This window comes from Natronomonas sp. (assembly GCF_046483325.1).
Taxonomy (GTDB): domain Archaea; phylum Halobacteriota; class Halobacteria; order Halobacteriales; family Haloarculaceae; genus Natronomonas.
In genome coordinates this window covers 1-23,464 of record NZ_JAWODL010000052.1, presented here as the reverse complement: position 1 = coordinate 23,464, position 23,464 = coordinate 1, and the positions used below count along the sequence as shown (strand labels likewise).

Sequence of the window (23,464 nt, the reverse complement as noted above, 5' to 3'; positions counted from 1 at the left end):
GTTCCCCAACCCAACTTTTGTAGTTGCACCGAGAACCGCAGTTCATGACAACGGATGGACCGGACGAACACGCGGACGTTCCCGCTGAAGGCGACGTCATCACCCACGAACGGACCTTCACGATCGAGGACGTGCGCGAGTTCGGAGAGATCACGGGCGATCGACAGTCGATTCACACCGATCCCGACGAGGACGGGCGGCTGATCGCCCAGGGGTTGCTCACCGGGTCGCTCATGACGAAGATCGGCGGCGACCTGAGCTACATCGCCCAGACGATGACGTACGAGTTCCGGAGGCCCGTGTTCACCGGCGAGACGATCACCTGCGAGTGGACCGTCGAATCAGTCGCGGAGCGGGACGACCGCTACCTGCTGGAAAATGACGTCGTTTACCGCAACGAAGCGGATAAAATCGTCGTCGACGCGAGTACGTCGGGACTGATCTGGAAAAGCGAGACGTAGTGGCCGCCCGGCAAGCGCATCCCTTTTCGCCCCCGCTTTTGAACGGACAGTATGGAGGTCCGCGAGGGAGGCGTCACGGTCGAGGTGCCCGAAGCGCGACACGGCGCGAGCGAGGGGTCGGGCGACGGGGTCTTTTACAATCCCGTCCAGGAGCTGAACCGGGACATCACCGAGGCCGTCCTCCGGACCGTCTCCGACGACTGCGAGACGTATCTCGACGCGATGACCGCCAGCGGGATCCGGGCCGCTCGGGCGGCCGACGCGGGCTATGCGGTGACCGGCTGTGACGTCGATTCCGACGCCGTCGAACTGGCTCGCTCGAACCTCGAACGGAACGGGCTCTCGGGTGCGATCCACCACCGGAACGTCAACGCGCACATGCACGAACACCGCCACGACGTGGTCGATCTCGATCCGTTCGGGACGCCGATCCCCTTCGCCGATGCGGCGTTTCGGAGCGCTGCCCGCTACGTCTGCGTGACGGCGACTGACACCGCGCCGCTGTGCGGCGCGCACTTCGAGAGTGGCGTCCGAAGCTACGGCGCGGTCCCGCGGAACACCGAGTTCCACGCCGAGATGGGGCTTCGGGTTCTGTTGTCGGCGTTCGTCAGGACGGCCGCCCGCTACGACGTCGCCGCGACGCCGGTGTTGAGCCACGTGTCCAGCCACTACGTCCGGACGTACCTCCGACTCGATGACGGCGCGCAGGCGGCCGACGCCCGGATCGGCGACCTCGGCTTCATCGACCACTGCCAGCGGTGTCTGTGGCGCGAGTCCGAACGAACGCTCATCGCCGATCCGACGACGTCCTGTCCGAACTGCGGGCAGTCGACGTGGACCGCGGGTCCCGTCTGGCTCGGCCCCGCCCGCGACGCCGAATTCGTCGAAGCGGTCGCGACGAACCTTCCGGAATCGTTCGGTACCGCCCAGAAGGCCTCCGACCTGCTCGCGACGATCGCCGGCGAACTCGATGTGCCGACCCACTACGACCAACACCGCCTCTACAAGCGGTGGGGCGAACCGAACATCGCGATGGATGACTTCTTGGAACTGCTTGAGGCGGCGGGACATGCGGCGTCGCGGACCCACTACGGTGGCACGACGTTCAAAACGGACGCCGGCGTGACCGAGATCACCGACGCGGTGCGGTGAGTTCGGATCGCTTCGCCGTCCGCTCCCACCGATTATATGTACCGTTCCCCCATATCCGCGAACGTGAAGGGGTACGTCGATCGGACGGTGGCGGTTGTACGCGGCGTCGCGGCAGGCGCACGCTCCGACCGCGTGACGTTTATGGCCGCCGGATTGGCCTACTACGCGTTCATCTCGCTAATCCCGCTATTGTTGTTGACGCTCGTCATCACCTCCTTGTTCGGGGACCCCCAATTCGTCGAAACGCTGGTCGCCGAGATCACGAGCGCCCTCGGCGACGAGGCTGGTCTGGCGATCTCCAACGCCCTCAGCGGCGCCGCCGGCCGCGGTGGCGCGACTGTCTTCGGCCTCGTCGTCCTGTTGTGGTCCGGTCTCAAGCTCTTTCGGGGCCTCGACGTCGCCTTTTCGGAGGTGTACGGCCATCCGGGTCCGAACTCGTTCGTCGCCCAACTCGGAAACGCCGTCATCACGCTCGGTGGCGTCGGCATCGCCGTGGCCGCGACGGTCGTCGTCGGCTCCCTCATCGTCGGCTTCGACCTCGGCCTCGAGTCGATCGTCGAGACCCCGGTCGGGATCGGACTCATCGGTAACGCCAGTCTCATCATCGGTCTCTCCGTCGCCTTCCTCCCGCTGTACTACGTCCTCCCCGGCGTCGATCTCCCCGTCAGAGAAGCGATCCCGGGGGCGATTTTCGCCGCGATCGGCTGGACCGCACTCGAGACGGGGTTTCGCATCTACGCGGCCGTTGCCGGCAACTACGAGGCTTACGGGATCATCGGCGGCGTCCTGTTGCTCGTCACGTTTCTGTATTTCGGCGCGCTCGTCCTCCTCGTGGGAGCCGTTCTCAACGCCGTGTTGGCCGGGCGGGCGGACGAGCGAACCGGTCTCGCCTCCCCGCCGGAGGAATCGACGCCCGAACCGACCGCAGTACTCACTAAAATTATGACACGTGATCGACCTGACGACGAGGCATCGGCCGAGGAACTCCGCGACGAACTCGAAGCGCTCTACGACGAACTCGACCGGTTCGAAGATAGGATTGAGGATCGGACGATCCACCGCGAGGAGATCGAACGCGACCTCAAACGCTACGTCCGCGCACGACTCCGCCGTGGCAAAGCCCGCGGCTGGGGCCCGTATCTCGTCCTCCTGTACGGGACCGCGATGACGCTCGGGGCGTTCTACTTCCTCTCGAGCGGCTGGGCGATCCTCGCCATGCTCGTCATCTGGCTGTCGACGCTCGGCCTCTACGCGCTCATGCTCGTCGTCGGGACCACCGTGACTGTCGCCGGGCTCCCGGGACGACTGAAGGACCGATTCGACAGCCGATGAGCCGGGGACTCGGAGAGATCGAGTTCGTCGCCGGACTCCCCGATCCGGTCGTCGTCGCGACGGCGCTCGTGACGGCGCTCGGTGACGTCTGGTTCGTCTTCTTGTTGCTCGGGACGCTGTATTGGTTCGGGACCGCACTTCCGTCGCCGGTGTCCTTGTCGCGCCGCCACGCGGCGTTCGCCATCGCGCTGGCGTTCGGCGGCCTCGCCGCGACGACGGCGCTCAAAGAGACGTTCAGGCTCCCCCGACCGCCCGGCGCGGCCGAACCGGCCGGAGCCGGGTTGATACCGGAGCTCTTGCTCCCGTTATACGCCGAGATCGGGGCGTCGTCGGGTTTCGGCTTTCCGAGCGGTCACGCCGTCTCGGCCGTCGTCGTCTACGGCGGGCTAGCGCTGTTGGTCGGGAGCACCCGGGGCTACGCCGTCGGGGCGGTGCTCTGTGCCGTGATCCCGCTCTCGCGGATCGTACTCGGCGTCCACTACCTCGTCGACGTTCTCGCCGGGGTGGCACTCGGCGCGGCCTACCTCGGCCTCGTCTACCGGCTCTGTGGTCGCGGGTCGAACCCCGGACGGGCGATGATGATCGCCCTCATCGTCGCGGTCGTCGGGGCCGGACTGAGCTACACGACCGACACGATGCTCGCGCTGGGCGGCGCGCTCGGCGCTCGGATGGCGTGGGGGAGCATCGGCGGCGCGGTCGTCCACGAGCCCGTGACGCGTCTCGGCGGCGCGCTCGGCGCGGCGGTCGGCCTCGGTTTCGCCGGGCTCTTCGCCGTCGTGTACATCGTCGATCCGGCCCCGTATCTCGCCTTTATCGGCATATTCGTGGTCATCTGGGGCGTTCTCGCGGCGCCGCTGGCCGGCGAGTCGCTCGCCCGAACGATCTGACCGACGAGTCGACAACTCTTAGGAAGATACTTCCGACTCGCGCGACGTATTACTTGATATGAGTGAGTTCACGGTACGGGGTCGGTATCCCGCCCGCTACGGCGAACAGGAGTTCGAGACGACGGTCGACGCACCCAACGCGAACGTGGCCCAAGAGCGCGTCTACGCGAACTTCGGCTCCCAGCACGGGTTGAAGCGCGCCAAAATCGAGATCGACGGGGTGGACGAATGAGCCTCGGTGGCGGCGGCGGCGGCGGCGGTCAGATGCAGCAGCTCCAAGAGCAGATGCAGGCGCTCGAGCAGGAGAAACAGGCGATCCGGGCCGAGATTCAGAACCTCCGCAACGAGCAAAGCGAGATCGACGAGGCCATCGAGGCGATAGAGACGCTCGACACCGGTTCGACGGTGCAGGTTCCGATCGGCGGCGACGCGTACGTTCGCGCCGAGATCCAAGACATCGACGAGGTCATCGTCACGCTCGGCGGCGGCTACGCGGCCGAACGCGACAGCGACGGCGCGATCGACTCCCTCGGGGACAAACAGGACGCCCTCGACGACCGCATCGAGGAGCTGCAAGACGAGATCCAGACGGTCGAAGAAGAGACCGCCAATCTCGAGGCCAAAGCGCAGCAGGCCCAACAGCAGCAGATGCAACAGCTCCAACAGCAGATGCAACAGCAGGAAGACGAGTAGGGGCGATGTTCGACGGACTGAAGGAGAAGCTCGGCCGGTTCAAAGACGACGTCGAGGCCGAGGCGGAGACGGAAACGGAGGCCGAGACCGCCATGGACGCCGATACCGACACCGCCGCGACCGAGCCCGCTGAATCGGACGCGGCCGGCGCCGACGAGTCGGGCGACGACGGGCCGGGGCTGGCGAAAAAGGCCGCCCTCGCCGCGACCGGCCGGACGATCATCACCGAGGAGGAACTCGAAGCGCCCCTCGAGGCGCTCGAACTCGAACTCCTCAGCGGCGACGTCGAGATGGGCGTCGCCCGCGAGATAACCGAGCGCATCCGCGAGCGGTTGGTCGGCGACACCCGAAAGCAGGTCGAATCCGGCGAGCAGGTGATCGAACGGGCGATCGGCGACGCCCTGCGCGAGGTCATCAGCGTCGGCCAGTTCGACTTCGAAGACCGGATCACGGCCGCCGACAAGCCGGTCGTCATCGTCTTCACCGGCGTCAACGGCGTCGGCAAGACGACCTCGATCGCCAAACTCTCGCGGTGGCTCGAGGAGCGCGGCCTCTCCTCCGTGATCGCGAACGGTGACACCTATCGGGCGGGCGCGAACGAACAGATCGAAGAGCACGCCGAGGCGCTCGGCACGAAGATCATCACCCACCAGCAGGGCGGTGACCCTGCGGCGGTCATCTACGACGCAGTCGAGTATGCAGAGGCAAACGGCATCGACGTCGTCTTGGGCGACACCGCTGGCCGACTGCACACTTCGAACGACCTGATGGCCCAACTCGAGAAGATCGACCGCGTCGTCGATCCGGATATGACGCTGTTCGTCGACGAGGCGGTCGCCGGGCAGGACGCGACGAATCGCGCCCGGGAGTTCAACGACGCCGCGGAGATCGACGGCGCCATCTTGACGAAAGCCGACGCCGACTCCCAGGGCGGTGCGGCCATCTCGATCGCCCACGTCACCGGCAAGCCGATCCTCTTTCTCGGCACCGGGCAGGGCTACGACGACCTCGACCGGTTCGACCCCGACGAGATCGTCGACCGACTCCTCCGCGACGAGGAGTGAGTCGTGCGCGACAGCACCGCCGCTGCGGTGCTGTTCGTCGCAGTTGCGGCCGCCGTCGGCGGACTCTGGGTTGTCACGACGGACCTCCCGGCCGAGGAGACACCCAACGCGACCTTCGAGGTGACGAGCGACGCTTCAACGGACGAACTCACCGTCGAGCACGCGGGCGGTGACTCGGTCGCAACCGAATCGCTCCGAATCCTGGTGTACGAGGACCGACCGATAGTCCCCGACCGGCCGGTCCACGGGTCCGTCTGGGAGACCGAAACGGGGCAGATCCAGCCCGGTGACCGGATCGAACTCGAGGATCAGCGATTCGAGGGCGGACAGCGGCTCGCGGTTCGGTGGTTCGGCGACGACGGGCAGGCGACGATCTACGAGACGACGATCTGAGCCGACGCGCCGCTACTCACCCTTCCAGTAGTCCACGTCCGCGTCGATCGGGTAGTAGCCGTGGATCGTCCGCTCGTCCCGACCGCCGGGCGGCGCACCGACGAAGACGCCGAGTTTCTCCGAGTCGGGATACACCGTCACTTCCGGCTCGTTCATCGTGGAGAACACGAGGTAGCGGAGCGGTTCTTCGGAGTCGTTGACGATCCTGTGACCACCGGTTTCGTCCGCCGGGAAGGCCACGTAATCACCCGCAGTCAGTCGGTGCATCTCGTCGGCGAACCGGAGCGTTCCCCCTCCAGCGAGCACGTAGGCGGCCTCCTCGTTCGCGGTGTGGTAGTGGTACGGCCACGACTCCTCGCCCGCCGGGAGTTCGTAGAGGCTGCAGCCGAGTTCTTCCCCGCCGGCCGCCTCGCCCAACTGCTTTCGCCGCACCCACATCCTTCCCGTCTGGATCTCCGTCCACTCGATGTCGCCCTCGTTTATAACAGGCATGCCCCATCCGACGTGCGGCGGGCAAATAACCCGTAGGGTCGAATCCGCAGGCTGGCCACGATCGTCTCGAAATCCAATGAAGTCGGCGTAATCCACGATCCGAAAACCCCCACACCTATCTCCCCTTGCAAAGTATGCTCATACCATGCCTGCCGAGTCATTCACGCTCGCGGCCGCACAGATCGAACCGGTCTACCACGACAAGGAGGGGACGCTCGATAAGACCTGCCGATACATCGAGAAGGCCGGAAACGAAGGTGTCGACCTCGTCGTGTTTCCGGAGACGTACTTCCCCGGGTATCCCTACTGGCGCGGTAGCGTCTCAATCCCCCGGTGGACGGATCTGATGGTCGATCTGCAGAAGAACAGTCTCTCGGTCGACGACGACGCCATGGAGGTCCTCGGCGACGCGATCGACGACGCCAACCTCAACGTCGCCCTCGGCACGAACGAACTGAGCGACCGCGCCGGCAGCGAGACGCTGTACAACTCGATCTTCTACTTCGACCGGCACGGCGACCTGCTGGGCCGCCACCGGAAACTGATGCCGACCCAGGAGGAACGAGCAATCTGGGGGCGCGGCGATCCGTCGAGCATCGCCACCTACGATACGGACATCGGCACGCTCGGCGGGTTGGTGTGTTATGAGAACCACATGCTGCTTCCCAAGGCGGCGCTGGCGGCGATGGGCGAGGAGATCCACGCGGCCGTCTGGCCGGGCTTTTGGGAGCAACACGGCCACCCCGGTGACAAATCCCGCGCGGAGAGCGCCGACGCGAAGGAGACCTGCGACATCTACCCCGCAGTCCGCGAGTACGCGTTCAGCACGCAGTCGTTCGTCGCCGCCTGTTCGGCGTACATGAGCGACGACATCCCCGAGGGGTTCTCCGAGGACGAACTCGGCTTCAACGTCGCCGCCGGCGGGAGCATGCTCATCAACCCCGCAGGAATCGTCAAGGCCGGACCGCTCGTCGGCGAGGAAGGGTTGTTGACCGCCGACTTCGAGCGCGACGAGCGCCGGGCGACGAAGGCCTACTTCGACGCGATGGGGCATTACAGCCGGTGGGACGCGGTGTCGCTCGACGTCAGCGACGAGACGCTCTCGCCGATCTCCGAGCGGTCGCGCGGGCACCGCGAGCGCTGTCTCTCCGCCGCGGCCGCCCAAGAACTCGCCGAGGAGCACGACGTTCCGATCGACGCCGTCGAGGAGATCGCCGACGCCGTGTCGGATCGACGCCCCTGAGGCGGGCGGTTTCGTTACTCCTCACGCTTTTCGATCTTTCCGTCCGCGAGGTCCGCCTCGATCGCATCCGGATCCCGATCGACCGGATCCCCGTGGCCGCCGCCGCCGGGCGTCCGGACGGTGACCGTCGTGTCCGCGGGCACGTCGACGGTCGTTTTCGCGCCGACCGCCTCGCCGTCGATCAGGTTCTCGCCCGTCGCCCCCGGCTTGCCGCCGCCGATTCCCTGCGGCGCGAGCCGTCGGCGTTCGGTCAGAAGCGACACCGTCGCCTCGACCTCGGTTCGGACCGTCCGTTCGAGCCCGAGACCGCCCCGATATCGTCCCTCGCCGCCGCTTCCGGGGCGGAAGGCGTATCGCTCGACGAACAGCGGATACTCCGCTTCGAGCGATTCGATCGGCGTGTTGAGCGTGTTCGTCATGCCGACCTGGACGCCGTCCATCCCGTCTTTGCTCGCCCGGCCGCCGAACCCGCCGCCGATCGTCTCGTAGTAGGCGAAGGAGCCGTCGCGGCCGCCGATCGTGAGATTGTTCATCGTCCCCTGGCTCGCCGCCGGCACGCGGTCGGGTGCCGCCGCCCCGAACGCCGCGAGCGTCACGTCGGTGACACGCTGGCTCGTCTCGACGTTACCGCCGACGACCGCGGCGGGTGGGTTCGGGTTCAGCACCGATCCGTCGGGTGCGTCCACCGTTATCGGCGCGTAACAGCCGGCGTTCGGCGGGATTTCCGGATCCGTCACGCAGCGGACGACGAAGTACACCGCGCTCTTGGCGACCGACCGCGGCGCGTTGAGGTTGCCGTCGACCTGCGCGCCCGTCCCGGCGAAATCGACGCCCAGTTCGTCGCCGTCGATCGTCACGCTGGCCACGATCGGGATCTCCGTCTCCGTGATCCCGTCGCCTTCGAGGGCGTCCTCGGCCTCGTAGACGCCGTCCGGGAGCGATTCGATCTCCGCAGTGATCCGTTCTCGCGAGTACTCGATCACCGCGTCGAACGATCGAGTGACGAGATCGAACCCGTGCTCGTCGATCAGGTCGCCGAGGCGTCTCTCGGCCCGCTCGTTGGCCGCGAGCTGTGCGCGGAGATCCGCCCGGCGCTCGGTCGGGTTCCGGACGTTCGCGAGCACCAGATCGAACACCTCCTCGTTTCGCTCGCCACCTTCGACCAGCCGCGTCGGCGGGATTCGAAGTCCCTCCTGGTAGATTTCACGCGCGCCGGCGGGCATGCTCCCCGGCGTCATCCCGCCGACGTCAGCGTGGTGAGCGCGGGAGACGGCGAATCCGATGATCTCGCCGTCCCGTTCGATCGACGAGATGAGGGTCACGTCGGGCAGGTGGGTCCCGCCCGCGAACGGATCGTTGACAGCGAACACGTCGCCGGGTTCGGGGTCGCGACCGAGGACGGCCTCGACGGCCTCCGGCATCGCGCCGAGGTGGACCGGGATGTGTTCGGCCTGCGCGACGAGCCGCCCGTCGGCGTCGAACAGCGCCGTCGAGCAGTCCTGTCGCTCCTTGATGTTCGGCGAGTACGCCCCGCGGATCAGCACCTGTCCCATCTCTTCGGCGATGCCTTCGAGTTGGTTTCGGAGCACTTCGAGCGTGATGGGGTCGATTTCGTCAGTCATGTGTTCGCCTCCGTATCGGCGTTCGCATTCGCACCCGCTTGGCCCGTCAGCCGTTCCAGCGAGAGCGCTCCGTCGGAACGGATCCGCCCGCGCCACCCCGGCTGGACCACGGTCGTGCTCTCGGCGCGCTCGAGGATCGCCGGACCGGTGATCTCCGTCCCCGGTTTCATCGCGGCCCGATCGTAGACGGTCGTCCCGACCGTTCCAACGTCGGGGAACACCGCTTCTCTGGTGTCGACCACGCCGTCACTGCCGCCCGCTCGCGAGACCGACGGCGGTTCGGTCCCGATCGTCGCAGTCACCCGCAACGTGATCGCTTCGACCGGCGCGTCGAGGCGGTAGCCGTAGGCGCGCTCGTGCGCCGCTTCGAAGCGGTCGGCGACCCGCTCGGGATCGAACGTCTCGACGGGGACGGTTAACTCGAAGCTCTGGCCCGCGTACCGGCAGTCGGCGGCCCGTTCGATCCGGGCGTCGTCCGGATCGGAGACGGCTTCGAGAACGGTCGTTTCGAGGTCGTCGTACACCGCCCGTCCGTCGGCGGGATCCGACCCGGCGAGCGGGAGCCGAACGGTTCGGAGCGTGTCGTGCGTCTCGTCGGCCGCCAGCAGTCCGTACGCCGAGAGAACGCCGGCTGGACCCGGAATGACGACACGCTCGATGTCGAGGCGAGCAGCGAGCGCCGTCGCGTGCATCGGGCCCGCGCCACCGAAGGCGACGAGCCCGAAGCTCCGCGGATCGTGTCCGCGCTCGACGGTCACCGAACGGATCGCCCTCGTCATCGTCGCGTTCGCCACGCGGTAGACGCCACGGGCCGCGGTCTCAGCGTCTTCGAGGTCGGCCTCGTCGGCGAGCCGTTCGAGCGCCGCGTGGGCGGCGTCGGCGTCGATCGTCAACTCGCCGCCCAGCGCCGCTTCCGAGCCGATGTAGCCCAACACGACGTTCGCGTCGGTGACGGTCGGCCGTTCGCCCCCATGGCCGTAACAGGCCGGGCCGGGATCCGCGCCGGCCGACTCGGGGCCGACCCTGAGCGCGCCGCCCGCGTCGACCCACGCGATCGAGCCACCGCCCGCGCCGACCGTCTCGATGTCGACCATCGGCGTCCGAATCGGGACGCCGCCGATCTCGGTGTCGGAGCTCCGTTCGGCGTCGCCGTCGCGGACGAGGCTCACGTCGCTGGAGGTGCCGCCCATGTCGAAGGTGACGACCCCGGCCCGCTCCGAACCGGCGGTCGTGGCGGCCCCGACGACGCCCGCGGCGGGTCCCGAGAGGACTGTCGTGACGGCCTGCGAGCGGACGGTCTCGATGTCCGCGACGCCGCCGTTGGACTTCATGATCCGCGGCTCCGGAAGCCCCTCCTCCCGCGAACGGTCGAGGAGTCGGCCCAGATATCCGCCCGTGCCGGGCGTCACGTAGGCGTCGGCGACGGTCGTCGCCGTCCGTTCGAACTCGCGGAACTCCGAGAGCACCTCGTGTGAGGACGAGACGGGCACGTCGAGCTCCTCGCGAAGCGTCTCCGTGACCAGTCGCTCGTTGTCCGGGTGGGCGTACGCGTGGAGCAGACTGACGGCGACGCTCTCGGCGTCCGCCGCGTCGATCTCCTCGGCGATCCGTCGAATTTCGTCTTCGTCGACGGGGGTTTCGATCCCCTCCGGGGTCGCGCGCTCGTCGAGTTCAAAGCGGCGGCGCCGGGGGACGAGCGGCGTCGGTTTGTCGACGTCGAGGTCGTACAGGTCCGGCCGCGCTTGTCGGCCGATCTCGAAGATGTCCCGGAAACCAGCCGTCGTGACGAGCGCGGTCTCCGCACCGGCGCGTTCGAGCAGGGCGTTCACCGAAACGGTCATCGCGTGCGCGAAGAGGTCGACGCTCTCCGGCTCGATTTCGCCCTCGTTACAGGCCTTCCGGATACCATCGAGGACGCCGATGCTCTGATCTCCCGTCGTCGGTACCTTCGCCGTGACCAGGTCATCGCCGACGACGAGCGCCACGTCGGTGAACGTGCCGCCGACATCGACGCCGATCCGTGCGTCTGTCATGGCGTACCCTGCGGTGTCAATGGTGTAATACCCACCGCTGTCGGACGACTATCCGGCGTGGACGGCGACCGTGCCGAGCGACGAAAACCGCGCGACGACGGTCTCGCCCGATTCGAGGGGAAGCGGCTCCGTAATCGACCCGGTCGTCACGATGTCGCCCGCATCGAGAGCGTCCCCTCGCGCGTCGAGCGCCTCGGCGAGCCAGCAGACGGCATCGGCAGGATGACCGAGAACGGCTCCACCGGTTCCGGTCGCACGCCGGTCGTCGGCGATCCGTACTTCGACACCTTCGAGGGCGAGATCCGACGTCCCGACCGGGGTCGGATCACCGACGTGTAGTCGCGCGGCGAGGGCGTTGTCGGCGACCGCTTCGGCGGCTCCGAACGCCCAGTCCTCAATTCGGCTATCGACGATCTCGATCGCCGGGACGACGAACCGGGTCGCGGCGGCGACGTCCAGTCGAGTCACCGGCGGTGATAGCGCGCGGTCGAGAACGAACACGATCTCCGGTTCGATCAGCGGATCGATCAGCTCCCCGCGTTCGACGCGGCCATCCGAGCCGACGGTCGCTTCGAGGATCCTCCCGTAGACCGGTTCGGCGACGCCGAGATCGGATTGAACCGTCTCGTTCGTGAATCCGATCTTGTAGCCGACGACCGGCCCGCCGGTTCGGCTCCGTCGGTCGACGATCGCGTCCTGTATCGCGTACCCGTCTTCGATCCTCAACCCGGCCGGCAACGAGTCGGGATCGATCGGTTCGCCGTTTTCATACGCCGTCTGGAGCGTCTCGGCAAGCGCGGTCCAGTTGGACATACGTCTGATAGGACCGGTGTTGAGTTATATATCCGGACGGCGGTCGGCGATCCCTCGAACGGTCGGTGTGCTGGCGTACGCAGAGTGCCATCTGGACATCAGACGAACGCATCGCTGGCGAGCGTCAAAAGCGGGGTCGGGGGGTGGGGATGCACCCAAACGGGTGCGTCTGAACATTAAAATCCGGTCTATATGAATCTTCTGGCGAAGCCGCTTCGTGCTGGTACTTCCTCGGCGCCGGTTATAAACAAGCCGCGGCCGTCGAGACATATAAACGCCCGACAGGCCTATGTTCGATACAGCAGTATCTCGACGCGTGACGACCACCGAGTCATGCGCCGGACTGGAGATCCGTACGGCCGTCCGCGCGGACCTCCTCTCGGTGTTCCGGATCGAAAAGCGCTCCTTTAGTCAGCCGTGGCCGTACGCCGCGTTCGAGGGGTTTCTGGGTACGTCCGGGTTCTTGATCGCCGAGATCGACGGCTCGGTGGTCGGGTACGTCCTCGGTGACACCGTCGACGCCTACGGGGCCTCGATCGGGCATATAAAGGACATCGCCGTCGCGCCCGAACACCGCCAGCGTGGGATCGGCCGAACGCTGCTGTCGCGGGGACTCGTCGCCCTCGCGTCCGCCGGCGTCGGCCGGGTCAAACTCGAGGTCAGGCGGACAAACGAGGCCGCACAGTCGCTGTACAGGAAATTCGGGTTCGAGTCCCACCACGTCATCCCGGGGTATTACGACGACGGCGAGGACGCCTTCGTCATGATCAAACATCTGTAGCGCGCGTCGTGCGCAGGCGTTTTGACGCTGGCGCGCCGACGACCGGTATGGGATACGCCTGCCCCGTCTGTTCGGATCCGCAAGCCGACGCGGGACACCTCGCGAACCACCTCGCGTTCACCGCGATGCTGCGCGCCGACGGCCACGAGGCGTGGCTCGACGAACACGCCGCCGGATGGAACGACATGGGCGAGCGCGACCTCGCGGTCGTCGTCGCTGACCTGGTCGAGGAGACGGAGTTTCCGCAGCTGTTCGAGGACACCGTCGGCGGCCTCGAAGGGGAGGCCGAACCGCTCGAAGAGCGCTCCGGGGCGCTGTTCGACGAGCACGGCGACCACGCTCACGCCGGCCACGACCGTCACGCCCACGATCGCAGCCACGACGACCGCCGCGATTCGGCCGGTCCCGTCGATACCACGGGGCCGGTGGACGCCGAGACGGCCGAGATACTCGACGAAGCGAGGGAGATGACGCATCGAATGCGCGAGGGTCCCGCCGAGACCGACGCCGAGGACGACGATGCGGAGTGAACGTGACCCCGGCGCCCGCGACGTCGAGCACCGGGGGACGTTTTCGCCCGACTCGTGGGCCGCCGCCGAGTCTCGATACGACGCGCTCGGCCCCACCGCTCAGGCGGTCGTCCGCGAGGTCGCGCGAGCGATGGCGTTCGACCGTGAGGAGTACGACGAGCGGGTCACGAGCGACGTGGTCGAGACGGCCCGACAGGCGCTGTTCGCCGAGACGCTCGCGGTTCGGGTGGGATCCCGCGAGGCGTTCGACGCGTGGCAGGAGACGTACTCGGAAGACGTTCGTATCGCCGGCAGCGACAACGTCGAGCGCGTCGCCTGGCACGTCTCGCCCGCCGCCGCCGCTGCGGTCGCCGCCACGTTCCAAAACGAGCCGGACGCGGCGGTCGCGACGGTACGACGGATGGCGTTCAACCGGCTGTACCGTGAGCGATTGACGGCGGGTTACGACGCGTGACTGACGATGCTGACGGCGGGCCTCGACCGCCCACGTCGACCGCCGATCTGAGTCCCGCCGACCACGGATGGCCCGTGCTCGAATCCGTCGCCGAGTACGAGACAGGCTGGTACACCGGGGGTTACGACCTCGTCGAACTCCCCGACGGGCGGACGAAGCGCTACTACTGGGCCGAACTGTCGCCGGCGGTCGTCATCGTCGCCGTCGTCGACGATCCGGTCGGGTTCGGCCTTCCCACCGCCGACTCGGACGCGTCGACGGGCCCCGCCGTCGTCATGGTCGAACAGTACCGACCGCCGATCGGCGAACTCTGTTATGAACTCCCCGCCGGCATCGTCGAGGACGGCGAGCGCTACGTCGACGCTGGCGCGCGCGAACTCGAAGAGGAAGTCGGCTTGGTCCCCGAATCGGTCGAACTACTCGAGGACTTCTGGTGTTCGACCGGCGTCCTCAGACACCCCCGCGGAATCGTCTGGGCCGAGGGATTCAGCAGGGGCGAACGGAAACTCGACGGGAGCGAGTTTCTCGACATCGTCACCGTCCCGGTCGAGGAGGCGCTCGACGTCGCGCGGCGCGATCCGGCCAACGACGCGACCATTGAGGGACTGCTGTTGGCGCGCGCCGACGGTTACCTCTGACCGCGACGACAATTCCTATAAGTCCTCCACGGCGTACGAACGGTATGGACGGCGAGATAACGGCTGAGGAACTCCGGGAACTGCTCGAAACGGACGCGGACATCGCGATCATCGACATCCGATCGCCGGTACAGTTCCGCCGGGGGCACATCCCCGGCAGCGAGAACGTTCCGTTCCCGCAACTGACGGGTCGAATCGACGAATTCGCGGGACGAGAGCGGATCGTGACGGTCTGCCCGCACGGTCAATCGAGCGTTCAGGCGGCGCGGCTCATCGCCTCCTACGAGGGGGTCGACGGGCGTGTCGAGTCGCTCAAACCCGGTGTCGACGGGTGGCCCTACGATCTCGAAACGGACGCGGAGCCGACCACGCCCTCCGCGGACGGTCCGGACGCGCCATTTTAAACTCCCACTCGAATTGCCCCCTCTCTCAACGGAGTACGAGTCCTCCGAAACCGATCGCGTGCGCTGTTCCCTTGCCCTCACAGCGGCGGCTCTCCAGCGTGGAATCTGCACAGAGAAGGAGGTCGGCGGTGGCTAGAGGGCGTCAGGCGACATTGAATCCTTTCTCCCGAAGGAAATCCTCGATCCGTCCGAGGTGGTTGCCCTGGAGTTCGATGGCACCGTCCTCGACGGTGCCGCCGCAGGCGAACTTCGATTTGAGATCCGACGATAGCGAATCCATGTCGACGTCCCGCGGATCGAACCCTTCGATGACCGTTACCTCCTTACCGTATCGGCGCTCGTCGATGCGGATGTTGATCTCCTGAGACTCTTTGGCAACGTCCTCGCAGACGCAGAGCTCCTCAGGGAGTCCACACGTCGAGCAGACTTCCGACATTACAGTTCGGGGTTACACGACGGCTGTATTAAACACTATCGGGACCCCCTGTCTGGCTTTTTCAGCCAGCCGGCGATCCGGGAGCGCTCTCTGCGGACTGCGGCGAGCGCGTCCCGGGCGTCGGCCGCCGCCGCCTCGTCCACGCCGGGACCGTAGCGAGCGCGTTCGTACGATCGTTCGATCCGGCGAAGGCGCTCATCGGCATCGATGAAGAACTGTCTGGGCGTCTCCCCCGGCGGTTTCGGTCGCCCGGCCAGCGACTCGAGATAGACGGCGCGGCGATACGCCCCCGCCACGACCGCTGCGGGGGGGCCGCTCGGCAGTCGCCTGAGCCACCACGCCCGGTACAGCCGGGTTGTCACGCCGCTGCGGCGGACGGCCACAAACGCCGCGAGCGCGATGGCGAGTCCGGCGCCGAGTTGTTCGCCGCTCGGCAACGGGATGGACGAGAGCGGCGATTCGGACTCCCCGTCGGCGCTCGCCTCCCGGCCGTCACCGCGATCCGGTGCGTCACCCGCGGCGATCGGCTCCTCGGTCGCCGCGCCGGGCGTCGCCGTCCCCTCCTGCTCGGGTGTCTCCGTTCCCGATTCAGGGTCCGTTTCCGTCTCCGTCTCCGTCTCCGTCGTGTTCGACGCATCATCGCCCGACGTCCCATCGAGCCCATCGGTCCCTCCCGCCTCGCTTTCCCCGAGCGCCTGCTGTGCGGTCTCCTCTCGCGGCTCCGATGGGGTCGGGTCGAACTCGATCCAGCCGTGTTCGGGGATATACACCTCGACCCACGCGTGCGAGTCGTATCCGCGGACGACCCACTCGTCGTCGTCGACCTGCTCGCCGGGCGTGTAGCCGATCGCCATCCGAGCGGGGATCCCCTGCGTTCTGAGCATCGCCGTCATCGTCGTCGCGAAGTACGTACAGTAGCCCGCGTCCATCTCGAAGAGGAACGCGTCGGCGACGTCGCCTCGCGGTCGATCCACCTCGAGACTGTAGTCGTACTCGGTTTGGAACCAGTACTCGAGGACGCGCGCGGTGTCGTAGGGGTTCTCCGCGTTGGCGGTGAGCTGTTCGGTCCGTTCACCGACTCGATCCGGTGTGTCGTCCGGCAGCTGCGTGTACCGCGATTCGATCTCATCGGGGTACGCCGTTCCAGCGCTTCGAAGCTCGTCGGCCGACGCCACGGTAATCTCGCTTTCGACGGTGTACGACTCGCCGGTCTCGAGCGTGCTGGTCGGTTCAAAACTCCCGCCCGGCGTGACCTGTACCGGAACCGGAACGCCGTCGATTCGTGTCGGCTGCCTCGCCGCCGGCAGCGTTGCGATCGTGGATTCGGCTGTGTACTCCTGTTCGAGCCGCCGCGTTTCACCCGGCGGTCCCGAAAGCCGTCCGTCGTAGCCGTGCGACGATCCGCTTCGAACCCACCCGCCGCCTGTGTATCGGTCGTACGTTCCCACCCGCCAGTTGGCGGGCTCTTCGGCCTCGACGGTGTATCGCCGCTCGGGAGATAGTTCGACGGTCCCCGTCACGGGGGCGCTGTCGCCGGCGTACACCAGGCTCGATTCGATCGTCGATCCGGAGTCACCGAACTCGCTTTCGGGCAGCACGCTCCCGATCGCGCCGGGAACGACCCCGACGAAAAGCGTCAGTACGACCATCGCGGCGACGGCGAGCGCGACGGTATCGACGTTTTCGAACCGCTCGTCGCGGCGCTCGCAGTCCCCGATCGCGACGGCCACGACGACGCCGGTCACGCCGACGAGCGTTTCGGCGTTCGTCGCGTCGCCGGTCAGGACGAGGAGTCCCAACCCGGCACCGCCCACTGCACTCGCGGCGACGTATCGTCGCCGAACGGCGAGATACCACGTCAGAAAGACCGGCCCGGGAGCGATCGACAGCGCCCACACGTCGGCGTTGACGATCCGAAGCACCGACAGTCCCGAGAGCAGTCCGGTGATGTCGTCGAGGATCGGTTCGGCGAGCACGAGGAAGCCGCCCCCCCCTGGGAGGGTCTCGATGTACAGGTACGTGCCGACGATTCCGGCGGCCATCGCGATGACCGCAGCCGTCCGCGGACGGATCACTCGCGCGGCGATGGTTCCCGAAAGAAGCGACCCTGCGACGGCGTAATACAGCAGCGTGGGGTCCCCGGTGATGACGCTAATCTGGTGTAGCACCGAGAGGAACGATCCGAGAACCACCGCGACGCCGCCGAGGGCGATCGCTCGAAGCAGCGGCAGGTCGTCGACGGCGGTCGGGACGCGGTCGACGACCGTCGCCCTCGCCTTGGCGACGCTCATACGGTCGTTTCCCTCCCCTCTGGTTGGTTCGTGGTCCAGCGTTTTCCATCCGACTCGCCGGGGTCGATATCGAGTCGCTCCCCGGACGTCGTGACGGTCAGATCGTCGCCCCGTCCGCGGACGTACACGTCGGCTAGATCCCGCTCCTCGGCCGACAGCGTGCCACCGTCGGTCCGCGCTAGCAGTCGAAGCGCGGCGACCGATCCGCCCGGACGGGCCGTACACTCCCCGTCGGCGACGACGACCGTGACCGTGCGTCCGATGGCGTCGAACTCCGTCGCGATGCTCGCGAGCGCCGACGCCATCGCGTCGGCAGCACCGTCCTCGGATTCGCCGACGATCCTGACGCGCTCGCGTCGCGATCGGCCGCCGTACTCCGCGACGAGAAACTCGTCATCGGGTCGCTTCGCGCTCGCTCGCCAGTGGATATCGCGCATCGTGTCCTCCGTGGTGTACTCCCTCAATCGTTGAAACGTCGACCGATCGGTGCCGCCACCCCCTCGCGTGAGCCGCGAGACCACTCGGGAGTCGATCTCGTACACCGTCGGATAGACGAGGACGGTCTCCGCGTCGTCGCGCTCGGCGACCGCCGAAAACAGGCCGAACGAATCGATCACCCGACACCGCGTCGGCCCGATGCGGTGTTCGCCGCGGCGGTCGAGTTCGACGGTGTACTCGAAGTGGCCGCCGTGGCCGACCGTCTCGGCTACGGTCCCGTCCGCGCTCTCCGGTATCGAGAGCCCGTCTCCGATCGACTCGACGACCCTACAGGGCGCGTTCGAGTCGACGGAGACGCGTATCGTCCGACGCTCCCCCGGAAACCCGGGATCGACACTCGACCGAACGACCCGCGGTGCATCCGCCCGCACCACTTGGATCGCACCGATGAGGAGCGCGAACGTTCCCGGAACGACGACCGCACCGAGCGAACGCATCCCGAACGTCGCGCCGAGCGCGAGCGCGAGTCCGACGACGGCCGCGGCTCCGACCCCCCGGCGTGTCGGTCGTAGCTGTCGGCGAACAATCATCGTCACGTCTCGACCGGCACCGTTTCGAGCGCGTCCGAGACGAGCTGTTCGGCGTCGAGATCGCCGGGGTGCGTTCGAATCCGGTGGACGAACACGACCGGGGCGGCCGCCTGCACGTCATCGGGTATCACGTACGATCGAGCGTCGAGGATCGCCCGCCCCTGCGCGGCGCGAACCAACGCGATGGAGCCGCGGGGGCTGACGCCCAACTCGGCGTTGTCACGGGTGTAGCCCGCGAGTCGAGTGACGTAGTTTCGAATCGGTTCGCTGACGCCGACGCCGGCGGTCGTCGCCCGAATCGAACGGAGTTCGTCGACCGACGCGACCGGTGTAAGCTCATCTATCGCGTGGCTCCCGATCGCCCGCTCGATGATCGCTGTCTCGTCGTCGACGTTCGGATAGCCGAGTCGCAGTTTCAGCATGAACCGATCAAGTTCCGCCGCGGGGAGTTCGTACGTTCGTTCGCGTTCGATCGAATTCTGCGTCGCGATGACGACGAACGGGGGGGAAATCGAGTGCGTCCGGCCGTCGACGGTGACCTGCTCTTCCTCCATCGCTTCGAGCATCGCCGCCTGCGTCTTTGGGGGTGCGCGGTTGATCTCGTCGCCCAACACCACGTTCGCGAAGATCGGGCCGGGACGGAACTCGAACTCCTCGGTTTTTCGGTTGTATACGTTCGTTCCGGTGATGTCCGAAGGGAGCAGATCCGGGGTGAACTGGACGCGTTTGAACGAGCAATCGAACGACGACGCGATAGCGCGCGCGAGCATCGTCTTTCCGACCCCAGGCACGTCCTCCAACAGAACGTGCCCGCCGCCGAGCAGCCCGGCGACGAGTTGTTCGATCGGCTCTTGATTCCCCACGATGACGCTCCGGACGTTCTCTATCACCGCCCGCGCAACGTCGCCGGCCGACTCCGCATCCACCGCTTTCTCACCCCTCCCTACGGCTCGTGGATCGGTCGCGTCCGTCATGGAGTGCAGTGGGTGCTCCGACCGGTCTGCCGCTTTCTCCGCAGACTCGGTACATCGCTGCGTGTCATTACCTTCCGAAGGGGTCCCACGGACGTAAGCACTACGGCGACATTTCACGGTCGCCACGACGATACGTCGAGCCGTTTGTGCACCCCCGGATCGCTCGATTAGCTGATCGTGAACACCGGCTCCGAGACGCTCTCGCTTTTGCACGTCGGGCATCTCGACGGTCGGTTGATCAGCGAGTCGAACCCGTCGAATCCGCAGTCGAGACACTCCGGCGGTGCCGCGAGTACCTGTTCGTCCGTCCCATCGAGCGATTTTGCGATGTGGTCGACGTGCGTGAGGGCCGCCTCGGTGGTGATTTCGAACTCGCTCGCGATGTGGCCTGCTTCGGCGGGCTCATCGCGGAGAAACGAGGCAATTCGCTGTCGGGTGGTCCGCTCTGCACCCTGCATACCCGTCGTTCGGGGTGACGGCACAAAACGATACTGCCGGGTCGCTACCGTCCGGCGCTTCGGTCGCGCCGTTCGGCTACCCCTCGTCGTTCGTCAATCGGGTGTGCGCACCGATGAGCGCGCCCGCGAGGTCGATGTCTTCGATTCGAGTTCCCTCGTCGATGATCGTCTCGTGGATCTCACAGCCATCGATGGTCGCCCCCTCGAACACGATGGATCGATCCAGCGTCGAGTCGACGATCTCCGCGTCGGCCATCACGTGAACGTTCTCGCCGATCGTCGAGCGCTCGACCGACGCCGACTCGGCGATGACGCTGTCGCCGTCCAGCTCCCAGGCGATCGCTTCGAGATACGACTGCGGCGTCCCGATGTCGAACCACGGCTCCCCGAAGACGAACGCATGGACGGGTTCGCGGTTCTGGAGCCACTGGAGGAACCACCCCGGTTCGTCGGGGTTGTTCCCGTCATCGAGGTACTCCTCGAAGCGAAGCGACTCCCGTGGGAACCCATAGCAGGCGATCGATACGAGCGTGCTGTTAGGCTCGTCGGGCTTTTCTTGAAAGTCGACGACTCGTTCGCCGTCCAGTTCGACGAGGCCGTAGGATTTGGCCTTCTCGCGGTCGTCCACGTCGTACGCCGCGAGCGTGGCGCTCCCCTGGGCTTCGAAGAAATCGACGAACTCGGAGAGATCGAAACCAATGAGATTATCGCCCGCGACGACGAGGAGATCGTCGTCGATCCCTTCGCGATCGATGAGCTGTTGTAGTGCGCCGACGACACCGAACTTCTCGTCCTCTTCGACGGTCTCCTCGACCGAGAGCACCGGTTTCTCGAACTCGCTCCCCCCGAGGTGGGTCTCGAACTCCGCGGCGAACCGCTCGTTCGTCGACACGTACACTTCCTCGATCCGATCGTCAGCTTCGAGCGCACCGAAGATCCTGTCGATGACCGTCGTTTCGCCGATCGGCAGTAACATTTTCGGACGATGCTTCGTAATCGGCCACAGACGCGTCGCATATCCCCCCGCGAGTACGACAGCTTTCATGACCCGAACAGACAGAGCGCGCGGGTAAGTGCTTTTTTATCCGACCGACCGCCTACTTATATACGATGACGAGGCCACCGACGGCATGCCCTGACCGACTCGGCGGCCCGCCCAGGCGGTTGCGGGAGCGTGGGCTGCTCCCGATGCGACCGGGATCGATCGGCGTCGATCCCGCGAGCACGGCACACGGGTCGCCCCGATCGACGTGCCGTCTGTTCGCCAGTCCGCCCAGACTCCACCTCCGGCTTACGCTCCGTCCGAATCGCCCAGCCACGCGTCCGTGATACGCAGGCTTCCCCGGATCCCGTCGAACTCGGGTTCGCAGTCGAGACGGATCGGCCGATCCATGTGCGGCCCGTCGGTGACGAGCGTCTCGAACTCCCCACCTTCGCCGAGGAGGTGCACGCCGTACTCGTCGTTGAGTCGCTCGAGCTCTGCGAACGCGTCGCCATCGAGGCGTCTGCCGAGCCACGACTCGTCGAGTCCGCGCGCGGCGACTCGAACGATCGTGATCTCGAAGCCGGCGTCCAGCATCGAATCCGCCAGCGTTCGTGGATCCGCCTGCCAAAGCGGCGCGAACAGCTTCGCTCCGAGCCGTTCACACATCGCCTCGATGCGATCGGTCTGATAGCTGCTCTCGATCGCGCCGGCGGTAACTCCGTCGATTCCGCCGAACTCCTCGGCCAGCGCTTCGAGTGTGTCCTCGAGCGGTTCGAGTTCGCGGTCGCCGCGAGCGCCCGACCCCTCGTCGTCGGTAGCACTCGCGTCGAAATCCCCCGGTCGAACATTAACCAGCGGGATTCCGATGCTTTCGGCGGCGAGTCCAGCGAGCTCGGTCGCCGGCATGTGGTAGATGAACGACTCGCCCGACGGGTGGACGGTGACCAATCGTTCGACCGGCGCGTCGCGCTCCAGTGCCCGATACAGCGCCCACGCCGAGTCCTTCCCGCCCGAAAAGAGGCTCACCCAGGGGTTCATACCGTGGCTATTCGAGCAGCGAGTAAATCGTCGTCGGTTGGCTCATCCGGGAAACTCCTCGAACGGTCGGTCGTTCGCCATCCGCGAGGTGAACGCGACGCCGACGAGGCTGACGAGGATTCCCGCCGCGACGTACACCGCCAGCCGCCCCCAGATCGAGACGACGAATCCGTCGACCGAGACGGGACCGGCGACGAACGCCGGGACGGACACCGGATCGAGCAAGGCGGCGCGTTCGAGAAAGTACCCGGTGAACCCGCGGACGACGAGTCCGACCGCCACGACGCCGAACGGAAGGTTCATCAGCGCGCTCGATACGCCGTCTTCGGCCAACAGCTCGTCGATGAGCCGCCCCGTCGCGGCGGCGAGCGCGGCCACGGCGAACCACGGGACGCTGTCGAAGAGGAACCGCAGGCCGACCAGCAACTCCGCGGTCTCGTCCATTCCCGCGGCGCTGATCCCGCCCGCGAAGACGCCGATGAGCGCCAGTCCCGCTCCGACGACGTACGTGACGAGCGACACCTGTCCGGAGTAGAATCCGTCACGAATGACTGCCGGAAGTCTCGAAACGAGCGAATCTATCCCGAGTCCCTTGTACAGCAGGAACACTCCGATGACGCCGACGATGGCCGACAGCGCGACCGCGACGTTGTCGGCGAGCAATAGCAGGATCGGGAACGCCAGGAGGGCCGCACCGATCGGGACGAGAACCGTCCCGCGCAACTCTTCGTCGCCGAGAAACTGCTTCAACAGGTAGTACGTCGACTGGATGTCGTGCGATTGGCGCACGACGACCCGGTCGACCGCATCGACGCGGACGCGGCTCTCGATCACGGGGATGAGCCGCTCGTCGCTGGCGGAGTCGATGACGACGACCGCAGCGTCGAGGTCGTGCTCGGAGACCAGGTGATCGATACCGCGGGCGACTGCCCGGTCGTTGTTGATCCCGTCGCCATCGCCCGGGATGACCGCGACGACAGTCTCCTCGCCGTCGTCTCCGAGATCACGGGCCACGTGGAGGGTCTCCAACAGACAGTTGACACGGCTGTCTTCGGGGTCTTCGAGACCGATATCGGTGACGAGCGCTTGGACGGCCTCCCACCCGACCATTGGCCCGTCGTGACCGGCCCCGCCACCGCGGTCGACGTACACGACTAGCGTGCTCACAGGAGGTCCTTTTGTGGCGGTGCTCAAAAAGATTCAGGCGGTCGACGCGCTGTGGTTGGGGTCCACCTGAATCAAAAAGAGAGTCCCGCCCTTTA

26 protein-coding genes are annotated in these 23,464 nt (G+C 66.6%); 14 read left to right on the top strand and 12 right to left on the bottom strand.

Annotation, left to right across the window (positions count from 1 at the left end):
• Positions 1-44 precede the first annotated feature (44 nt).
• The 8 genes from R6U53_RS15215 to R6U53_RS15180 all read left to right on the top strand — a co-directional run bounded on the left by R6U53_RS15215 (position 45) and on the right by R6U53_RS15180 (position 5,982).
• Positions 45-461, top strand: coding sequence for a MaoC/PaaZ C-terminal domain-containing protein (locus R6U53_RS15215; protein WP_410323224.1), 417 nt, complete (start codon positions 45-47; stop codon positions 459-461).
• A 51-nt stretch (positions 462-512) separates the two neighbouring features.
• Complete coding sequence (locus tag R6U53_RS15210; RefSeq protein ID WP_410323223.1) at positions 513-1,613, top strand: tRNA (guanine(26)-N(2))-dimethyltransferase; 1,101 nt, start codon at positions 513-515, stop codon at positions 1,611-1,613.
• A gap of 63 nt (positions 1,614-1,676) precedes the next feature.
• Positions 1,677-2,945: a YhjD/YihY/BrkB family envelope integrity protein gene (locus R6U53_RS15205; protein ID WP_410323222.1), complete on the top strand. Its 1,269-nt coding sequence runs from the start codon at positions 1,677-1,679 to the stop codon at positions 2,943-2,945.
• A complete protein-coding gene (locus R6U53_RS15200; RefSeq protein ID WP_410323221.1) occupies positions 2,942-3,832 on the top strand; it encodes a phosphatase PAP2 family protein in 891 nt (296 codons plus the stop codon). Before R6U53_RS15205 ends, R6U53_RS15200 begins: the two co-directional genes overlap by 4 nt.
• Positions 3,833-3,890: 58 nt before the next feature.
• Positions 3,891-4,064, top strand: a complete 174-nt coding sequence (gene rpl18a / locus R6U53_RS15195; RefSeq protein WP_410323220.1) for a 50S ribosomal protein L18Ae — start codon at positions 3,891-3,893, stop codon at positions 4,062-4,064.
• Entirely contained in the window at positions 4,061-4,525 is a 465-nt protein-coding gene (gene pfdA / locus R6U53_RS15190) for a prefoldin subunit alpha (RefSeq protein WP_410323219.1), read from the top strand. The genes rpl18a and pfdA overlap by 4 nt, the downstream gene beginning before the upstream one ends.
• Before the next feature lie 5 nt (positions 4,526-4,530).
• A complete protein-coding gene (gene ftsY / locus R6U53_RS15185) occupies positions 4,531-5,589 on the top strand; it encodes a signal recognition particle-docking protein FtsY (RefSeq protein ID WP_410323218.1) in 1,059 nt (352 codons plus the stop codon).
• A gap of 3 nt (positions 5,590-5,592) precedes the next feature.
• Positions 5,593-5,982 (top strand): type IV pilin N-terminal domain-containing protein, encoded by a 390-nt coding sequence (locus R6U53_RS15180; protein ID WP_410323217.1) that lies wholly within the window; start codon positions 5,593-5,595, stop codon positions 5,980-5,982.
• A 12-nt stretch (positions 5,983-5,994) separates the two neighbouring features.
• On the opposite strand, the gene R6U53_RS15175 is transcribed toward R6U53_RS15180, so the two are convergent.
• Positions 5,995-6,474: a cupin domain-containing protein gene (locus tag R6U53_RS15175; RefSeq protein WP_410323216.1), complete on the bottom strand. Its 480-nt coding sequence runs from the start codon at positions 6,472-6,474 to the stop codon at positions 5,995-5,997.
• Positions 6,475-6,619: 145 nt separating this feature from the next.
• On the opposite strand from R6U53_RS15175, the gene R6U53_RS15170 reads away from it, so the two are divergent.
• The gene (locus R6U53_RS15170; protein WP_410323215.1) at positions 6,620-7,717 is read left to right on the top strand and encodes a carbon-nitrogen hydrolase family protein; all 1,098 of its coding nucleotides are present in this window, start codon (positions 6,620-6,622) and stop codon (positions 7,715-7,717) included.
• Between the two features lie 14 nt (positions 7,718-7,731).
• On the opposite strand, the gene R6U53_RS15165 is transcribed toward R6U53_RS15170, so the two are convergent.
• From R6U53_RS15165 to R6U53_RS15155, 3 genes are read right to left on the bottom strand one after another with little or no spacing between them, the layout of a single operon-like run.
• Positions 7,732-9,339, bottom strand: coding sequence for a hydantoinase B/oxoprolinase family protein (locus R6U53_RS15165; RefSeq protein ID WP_410323214.1), 1,608 nt, complete (start codon positions 9,337-9,339; stop codon positions 7,732-7,734).
• Positions 9,336-11,372, bottom strand: a complete 2,037-nt coding sequence (locus R6U53_RS15160) for a hydantoinase/oxoprolinase family protein (protein WP_410323213.1) — start codon at positions 11,370-11,372, stop codon at positions 9,336-9,338. The genes R6U53_RS15165 and R6U53_RS15160 overlap by 4 nt, the downstream gene beginning before the upstream one ends.
• A gap of 48 nt (positions 11,373-11,420) precedes the next feature.
• On the bottom strand, positions 11,421-12,185 hold the full coding sequence (locus R6U53_RS15155) for a 2-keto-4-pentenoate hydratase (protein ID WP_410323212.1): 765 nt from the start codon (positions 12,183-12,185) through the stop codon (positions 11,421-11,423).
• A gap of 289 nt (positions 12,186-12,474) precedes the next feature.
• On the opposite strand from R6U53_RS15155, the gene rimI reads away from it, so the two are divergent.
• From rimI to R6U53_RS15130, 5 genes are read left to right on the top strand one after another with little or no spacing between them, the layout of a single operon-like run.
• Positions 12,475-12,966 carry a ribosomal protein S18-alanine N-acetyltransferase gene (gene rimI / locus R6U53_RS15150; protein WP_410323211.1) on the top strand — a complete coding sequence of 164 codons (492 nt, stop codon included), beginning with the start codon at positions 12,475-12,477 and terminating at the stop codon, positions 12,964-12,966.
• Between the two features lie 47 nt (positions 12,967-13,013).
• The gene (locus R6U53_RS15145; protein WP_410323210.1) at positions 13,014-13,496 is read left to right on the top strand and encodes a DUF5810 domain-containing protein; all 483 of its coding nucleotides are present in this window, start codon (positions 13,014-13,016) and stop codon (positions 13,494-13,496) included.
• Positions 13,486-13,950 (top strand): DUF5809 family protein, encoded by a 465-nt coding sequence (locus R6U53_RS15140; protein ID WP_410323209.1) that lies wholly within the window; start codon positions 13,486-13,488, stop codon positions 13,948-13,950. The genes R6U53_RS15145 and R6U53_RS15140 overlap by 11 nt, the downstream gene beginning before the upstream one ends.
• A gap of 47 nt (positions 13,951-13,997) precedes the next feature.
• Positions 13,998-14,588, top strand: coding sequence for an NUDIX hydrolase (locus tag R6U53_RS15135; RefSeq protein WP_410323231.1), 591 nt, complete (start codon positions 13,998-14,000; stop codon positions 14,586-14,588).
• A 44-nt stretch (positions 14,589-14,632) separates the two neighbouring features.
• Positions 14,633-14,992, top strand: a complete 360-nt coding sequence (locus tag R6U53_RS15130; protein WP_410323208.1) for a rhodanese-like domain-containing protein — start codon at positions 14,633-14,635, stop codon at positions 14,990-14,992.
• Between the two features lie 142 nt (positions 14,993-15,134).
• On the opposite strand, the gene yciH is transcribed toward R6U53_RS15130, so the two are convergent.
• The 8 genes from yciH to R6U53_RS15090 form a co-directional block, all read right to left on the bottom strand.
• Complete coding sequence (gene yciH / locus R6U53_RS15125; RefSeq protein ID WP_410323207.1) at positions 15,135-15,428, bottom strand: stress response translation initiation inhibitor YciH; 294 nt, start codon at positions 15,426-15,428, stop codon at positions 15,135-15,137.
• Positions 15,429-15,463: 35 nt separating this feature from the next.
• On the bottom strand, positions 15,464-17,719 hold the full coding sequence (locus tag R6U53_RS15120) for a transglutaminase domain-containing protein (protein WP_410323206.1): 2,256 nt from the start codon (positions 17,717-17,719) through the stop codon (positions 15,464-15,466).
• On the bottom strand, positions 17,716-18,747 hold the full coding sequence (locus R6U53_RS15115; RefSeq protein WP_410323205.1) for a DUF58 domain-containing protein: 1,032 nt from the start codon (positions 18,745-18,747) through the stop codon (positions 17,716-17,718). The genes R6U53_RS15120 and R6U53_RS15115 overlap by 4 nt, the downstream gene beginning before the upstream one ends.
• Positions 18,748-18,749: 2 nt before the next feature.
• On the bottom strand, positions 18,750-19,721 hold the full coding sequence (locus R6U53_RS15110; RefSeq protein WP_410323204.1) for an AAA family ATPase: 972 nt from the start codon (positions 19,719-19,721) through the stop codon (positions 18,750-18,752).
• 167 nt (positions 19,722-19,888) lie between these two features.
• A complete protein-coding gene (locus tag R6U53_RS15105) occupies positions 19,889-20,179 on the bottom strand; it encodes a transcriptional regulator (protein WP_410323203.1) in 291 nt (96 codons plus the stop codon).
• A 76-nt stretch (positions 20,180-20,255) separates the two neighbouring features.
• Entirely contained in the window at positions 20,256-21,224 is a 969-nt protein-coding gene (locus R6U53_RS15100; protein WP_410323202.1) for a sugar phosphate nucleotidyltransferase, read from the bottom strand.
• A gap of 246 nt (positions 21,225-21,470) precedes the next feature.
• The gene (locus R6U53_RS15095; protein ID WP_410323201.1) at positions 21,471-22,202 is read right to left on the bottom strand and encodes a diphthine--ammonia ligase; all 732 of its coding nucleotides are present in this window, start codon (positions 22,200-22,202) and stop codon (positions 21,471-21,473) included.
• Positions 22,203-22,244: 42 nt separating this feature from the next.
• The gene (locus tag R6U53_RS15090) at positions 22,245-23,369 is read right to left on the bottom strand and encodes a DUF373 family protein (RefSeq protein ID WP_410323200.1); all 1,125 of its coding nucleotides are present in this window, start codon (positions 23,367-23,369) and stop codon (positions 22,245-22,247) included.
• Between the last annotated feature and the right edge of the window lie 95 nt (positions 23,370-23,464).

Excerpts from the sequence above, each read along its gene's own strand:
- R6U53_RS15215 (WP_410323224.1), top strand. The coding sequence starts at position 45 with ATGACAACGGATGGACCGGACGAACACGCGGACGTTCCCGCTGAAGGC.
- R6U53_RS15210 (WP_410323223.1), top strand. The coding sequence starts at position 513 with ATGGAGGTCCGCGAGGGAGGCGTCACGGTCGAGGTGCCCGAAGCGCGA.
- R6U53_RS15200 (WP_410323221.1), top strand. The coding sequence starts at position 2,942 with ATGAGCCGGGGACTCGGAGAGATCGAGTTCGTCGCCGGACTCCCCGAT.
- rpl18a (WP_410323220.1), top strand. The coding sequence starts at position 3,891 with ATGAGTGAGTTCACGGTACGGGGTCGGTATCCCGCCCGCTACGGCGAA.
- pfdA (WP_410323219.1), top strand. The coding sequence starts at position 4,061 with ATGAGCCTCGGTGGCGGCGGCGGCGGCGGCGGTCAGATGCAGCAGCTC.
- ftsY (WP_410323218.1), top strand. The coding sequence starts at position 4,531 with ATGTTCGACGGACTGAAGGAGAAGCTCGGCCGGTTCAAAGACGACGTC.
- R6U53_RS15175 (WP_410323216.1), bottom strand. The coding sequence starts at position 6,474 with ATGCCTGTTATAAACGAGGGCGACATCGAGTGGACGGAGATCCAGACG.
- R6U53_RS15170 (WP_410323215.1), top strand. The coding sequence starts at position 6,620 with ATGCCTGCCGAGTCATTCACGCTCGCGGCCGCACAGATCGAACCGGTC.
- R6U53_RS15165 (WP_410323214.1), bottom strand. The coding sequence starts at position 9,339 with ATGACTGACGAAATCGACCCCATCACGCTCGAAGTGCTCCGAAACCAA.
- R6U53_RS15160 (WP_410323213.1), bottom strand. The coding sequence starts at position 11,372 with ATGACAGACGCACGGATCGGCGTCGATGTCGGCGGCACGTTCACCGAC.
- R6U53_RS15155 (WP_410323212.1), bottom strand. The coding sequence starts at position 12,185 with ATGTCCAACTGGACCGCGCTTGCCGAGACGCTCCAGACGGCGTATGAA.
- rimI (WP_410323211.1), top strand. The coding sequence starts at position 12,475 with ATGTTCGATACAGCAGTATCTCGACGCGTGACGACCACCGAGTCATGC.
- R6U53_RS15145 (WP_410323210.1), top strand. The coding sequence starts at position 13,014 with ATGGGATACGCCTGCCCCGTCTGTTCGGATCCGCAAGCCGACGCGGGA.
- R6U53_RS15140 (WP_410323209.1), top strand. The coding sequence starts at position 13,486 with ATGCGGAGTGAACGTGACCCCGGCGCCCGCGACGTCGAGCACCGGGGG.
- R6U53_RS15130 (WP_410323208.1), top strand. The coding sequence starts at position 14,633 with ATGGACGGCGAGATAACGGCTGAGGAACTCCGGGAACTGCTCGAAACG.
- yciH (WP_410323207.1), bottom strand. The coding sequence starts at position 15,428 with ATGTCGGAAGTCTGCTCGACGTGTGGACTCCCTGAGGAGCTCTGCGTC.
- R6U53_RS15120 (WP_410323206.1), bottom strand. The coding sequence starts at position 17,719 with ATGAGCGTCGCCAAGGCGAGGGCGACGGTCGTCGACCGCGTCCCGACC.
- R6U53_RS15115 (WP_410323205.1), bottom strand. The coding sequence starts at position 18,747 with ATGATTGTTCGCCGACAGCTACGACCGACACGCCGGGGGGTCGGAGCC.
- R6U53_RS15110 (WP_410323204.1), bottom strand. The coding sequence starts at position 19,721 with ATGACGGACGCGACCGATCCACGAGCCGTAGGGAGGGGTGAGAAAGCG.
- R6U53_RS15105 (WP_410323203.1), bottom strand. The coding sequence starts at position 20,179 with ATGCAGGGTGCAGAGCGGACCACCCGACAGCGAATTGCCTCGTTTCTC.
- R6U53_RS15100 (WP_410323202.1), bottom strand. The coding sequence starts at position 21,224 with ATGAAAGCTGTCGTACTCGCGGGGGGATATGCGACGCGTCTGTGGCCG.
- R6U53_RS15095 (WP_410323201.1), bottom strand. The coding sequence starts at position 22,202 with ATGAACCCCTGGGTGAGCCTCTTTTCGGGCGGGAAGGACTCGGCGTGG.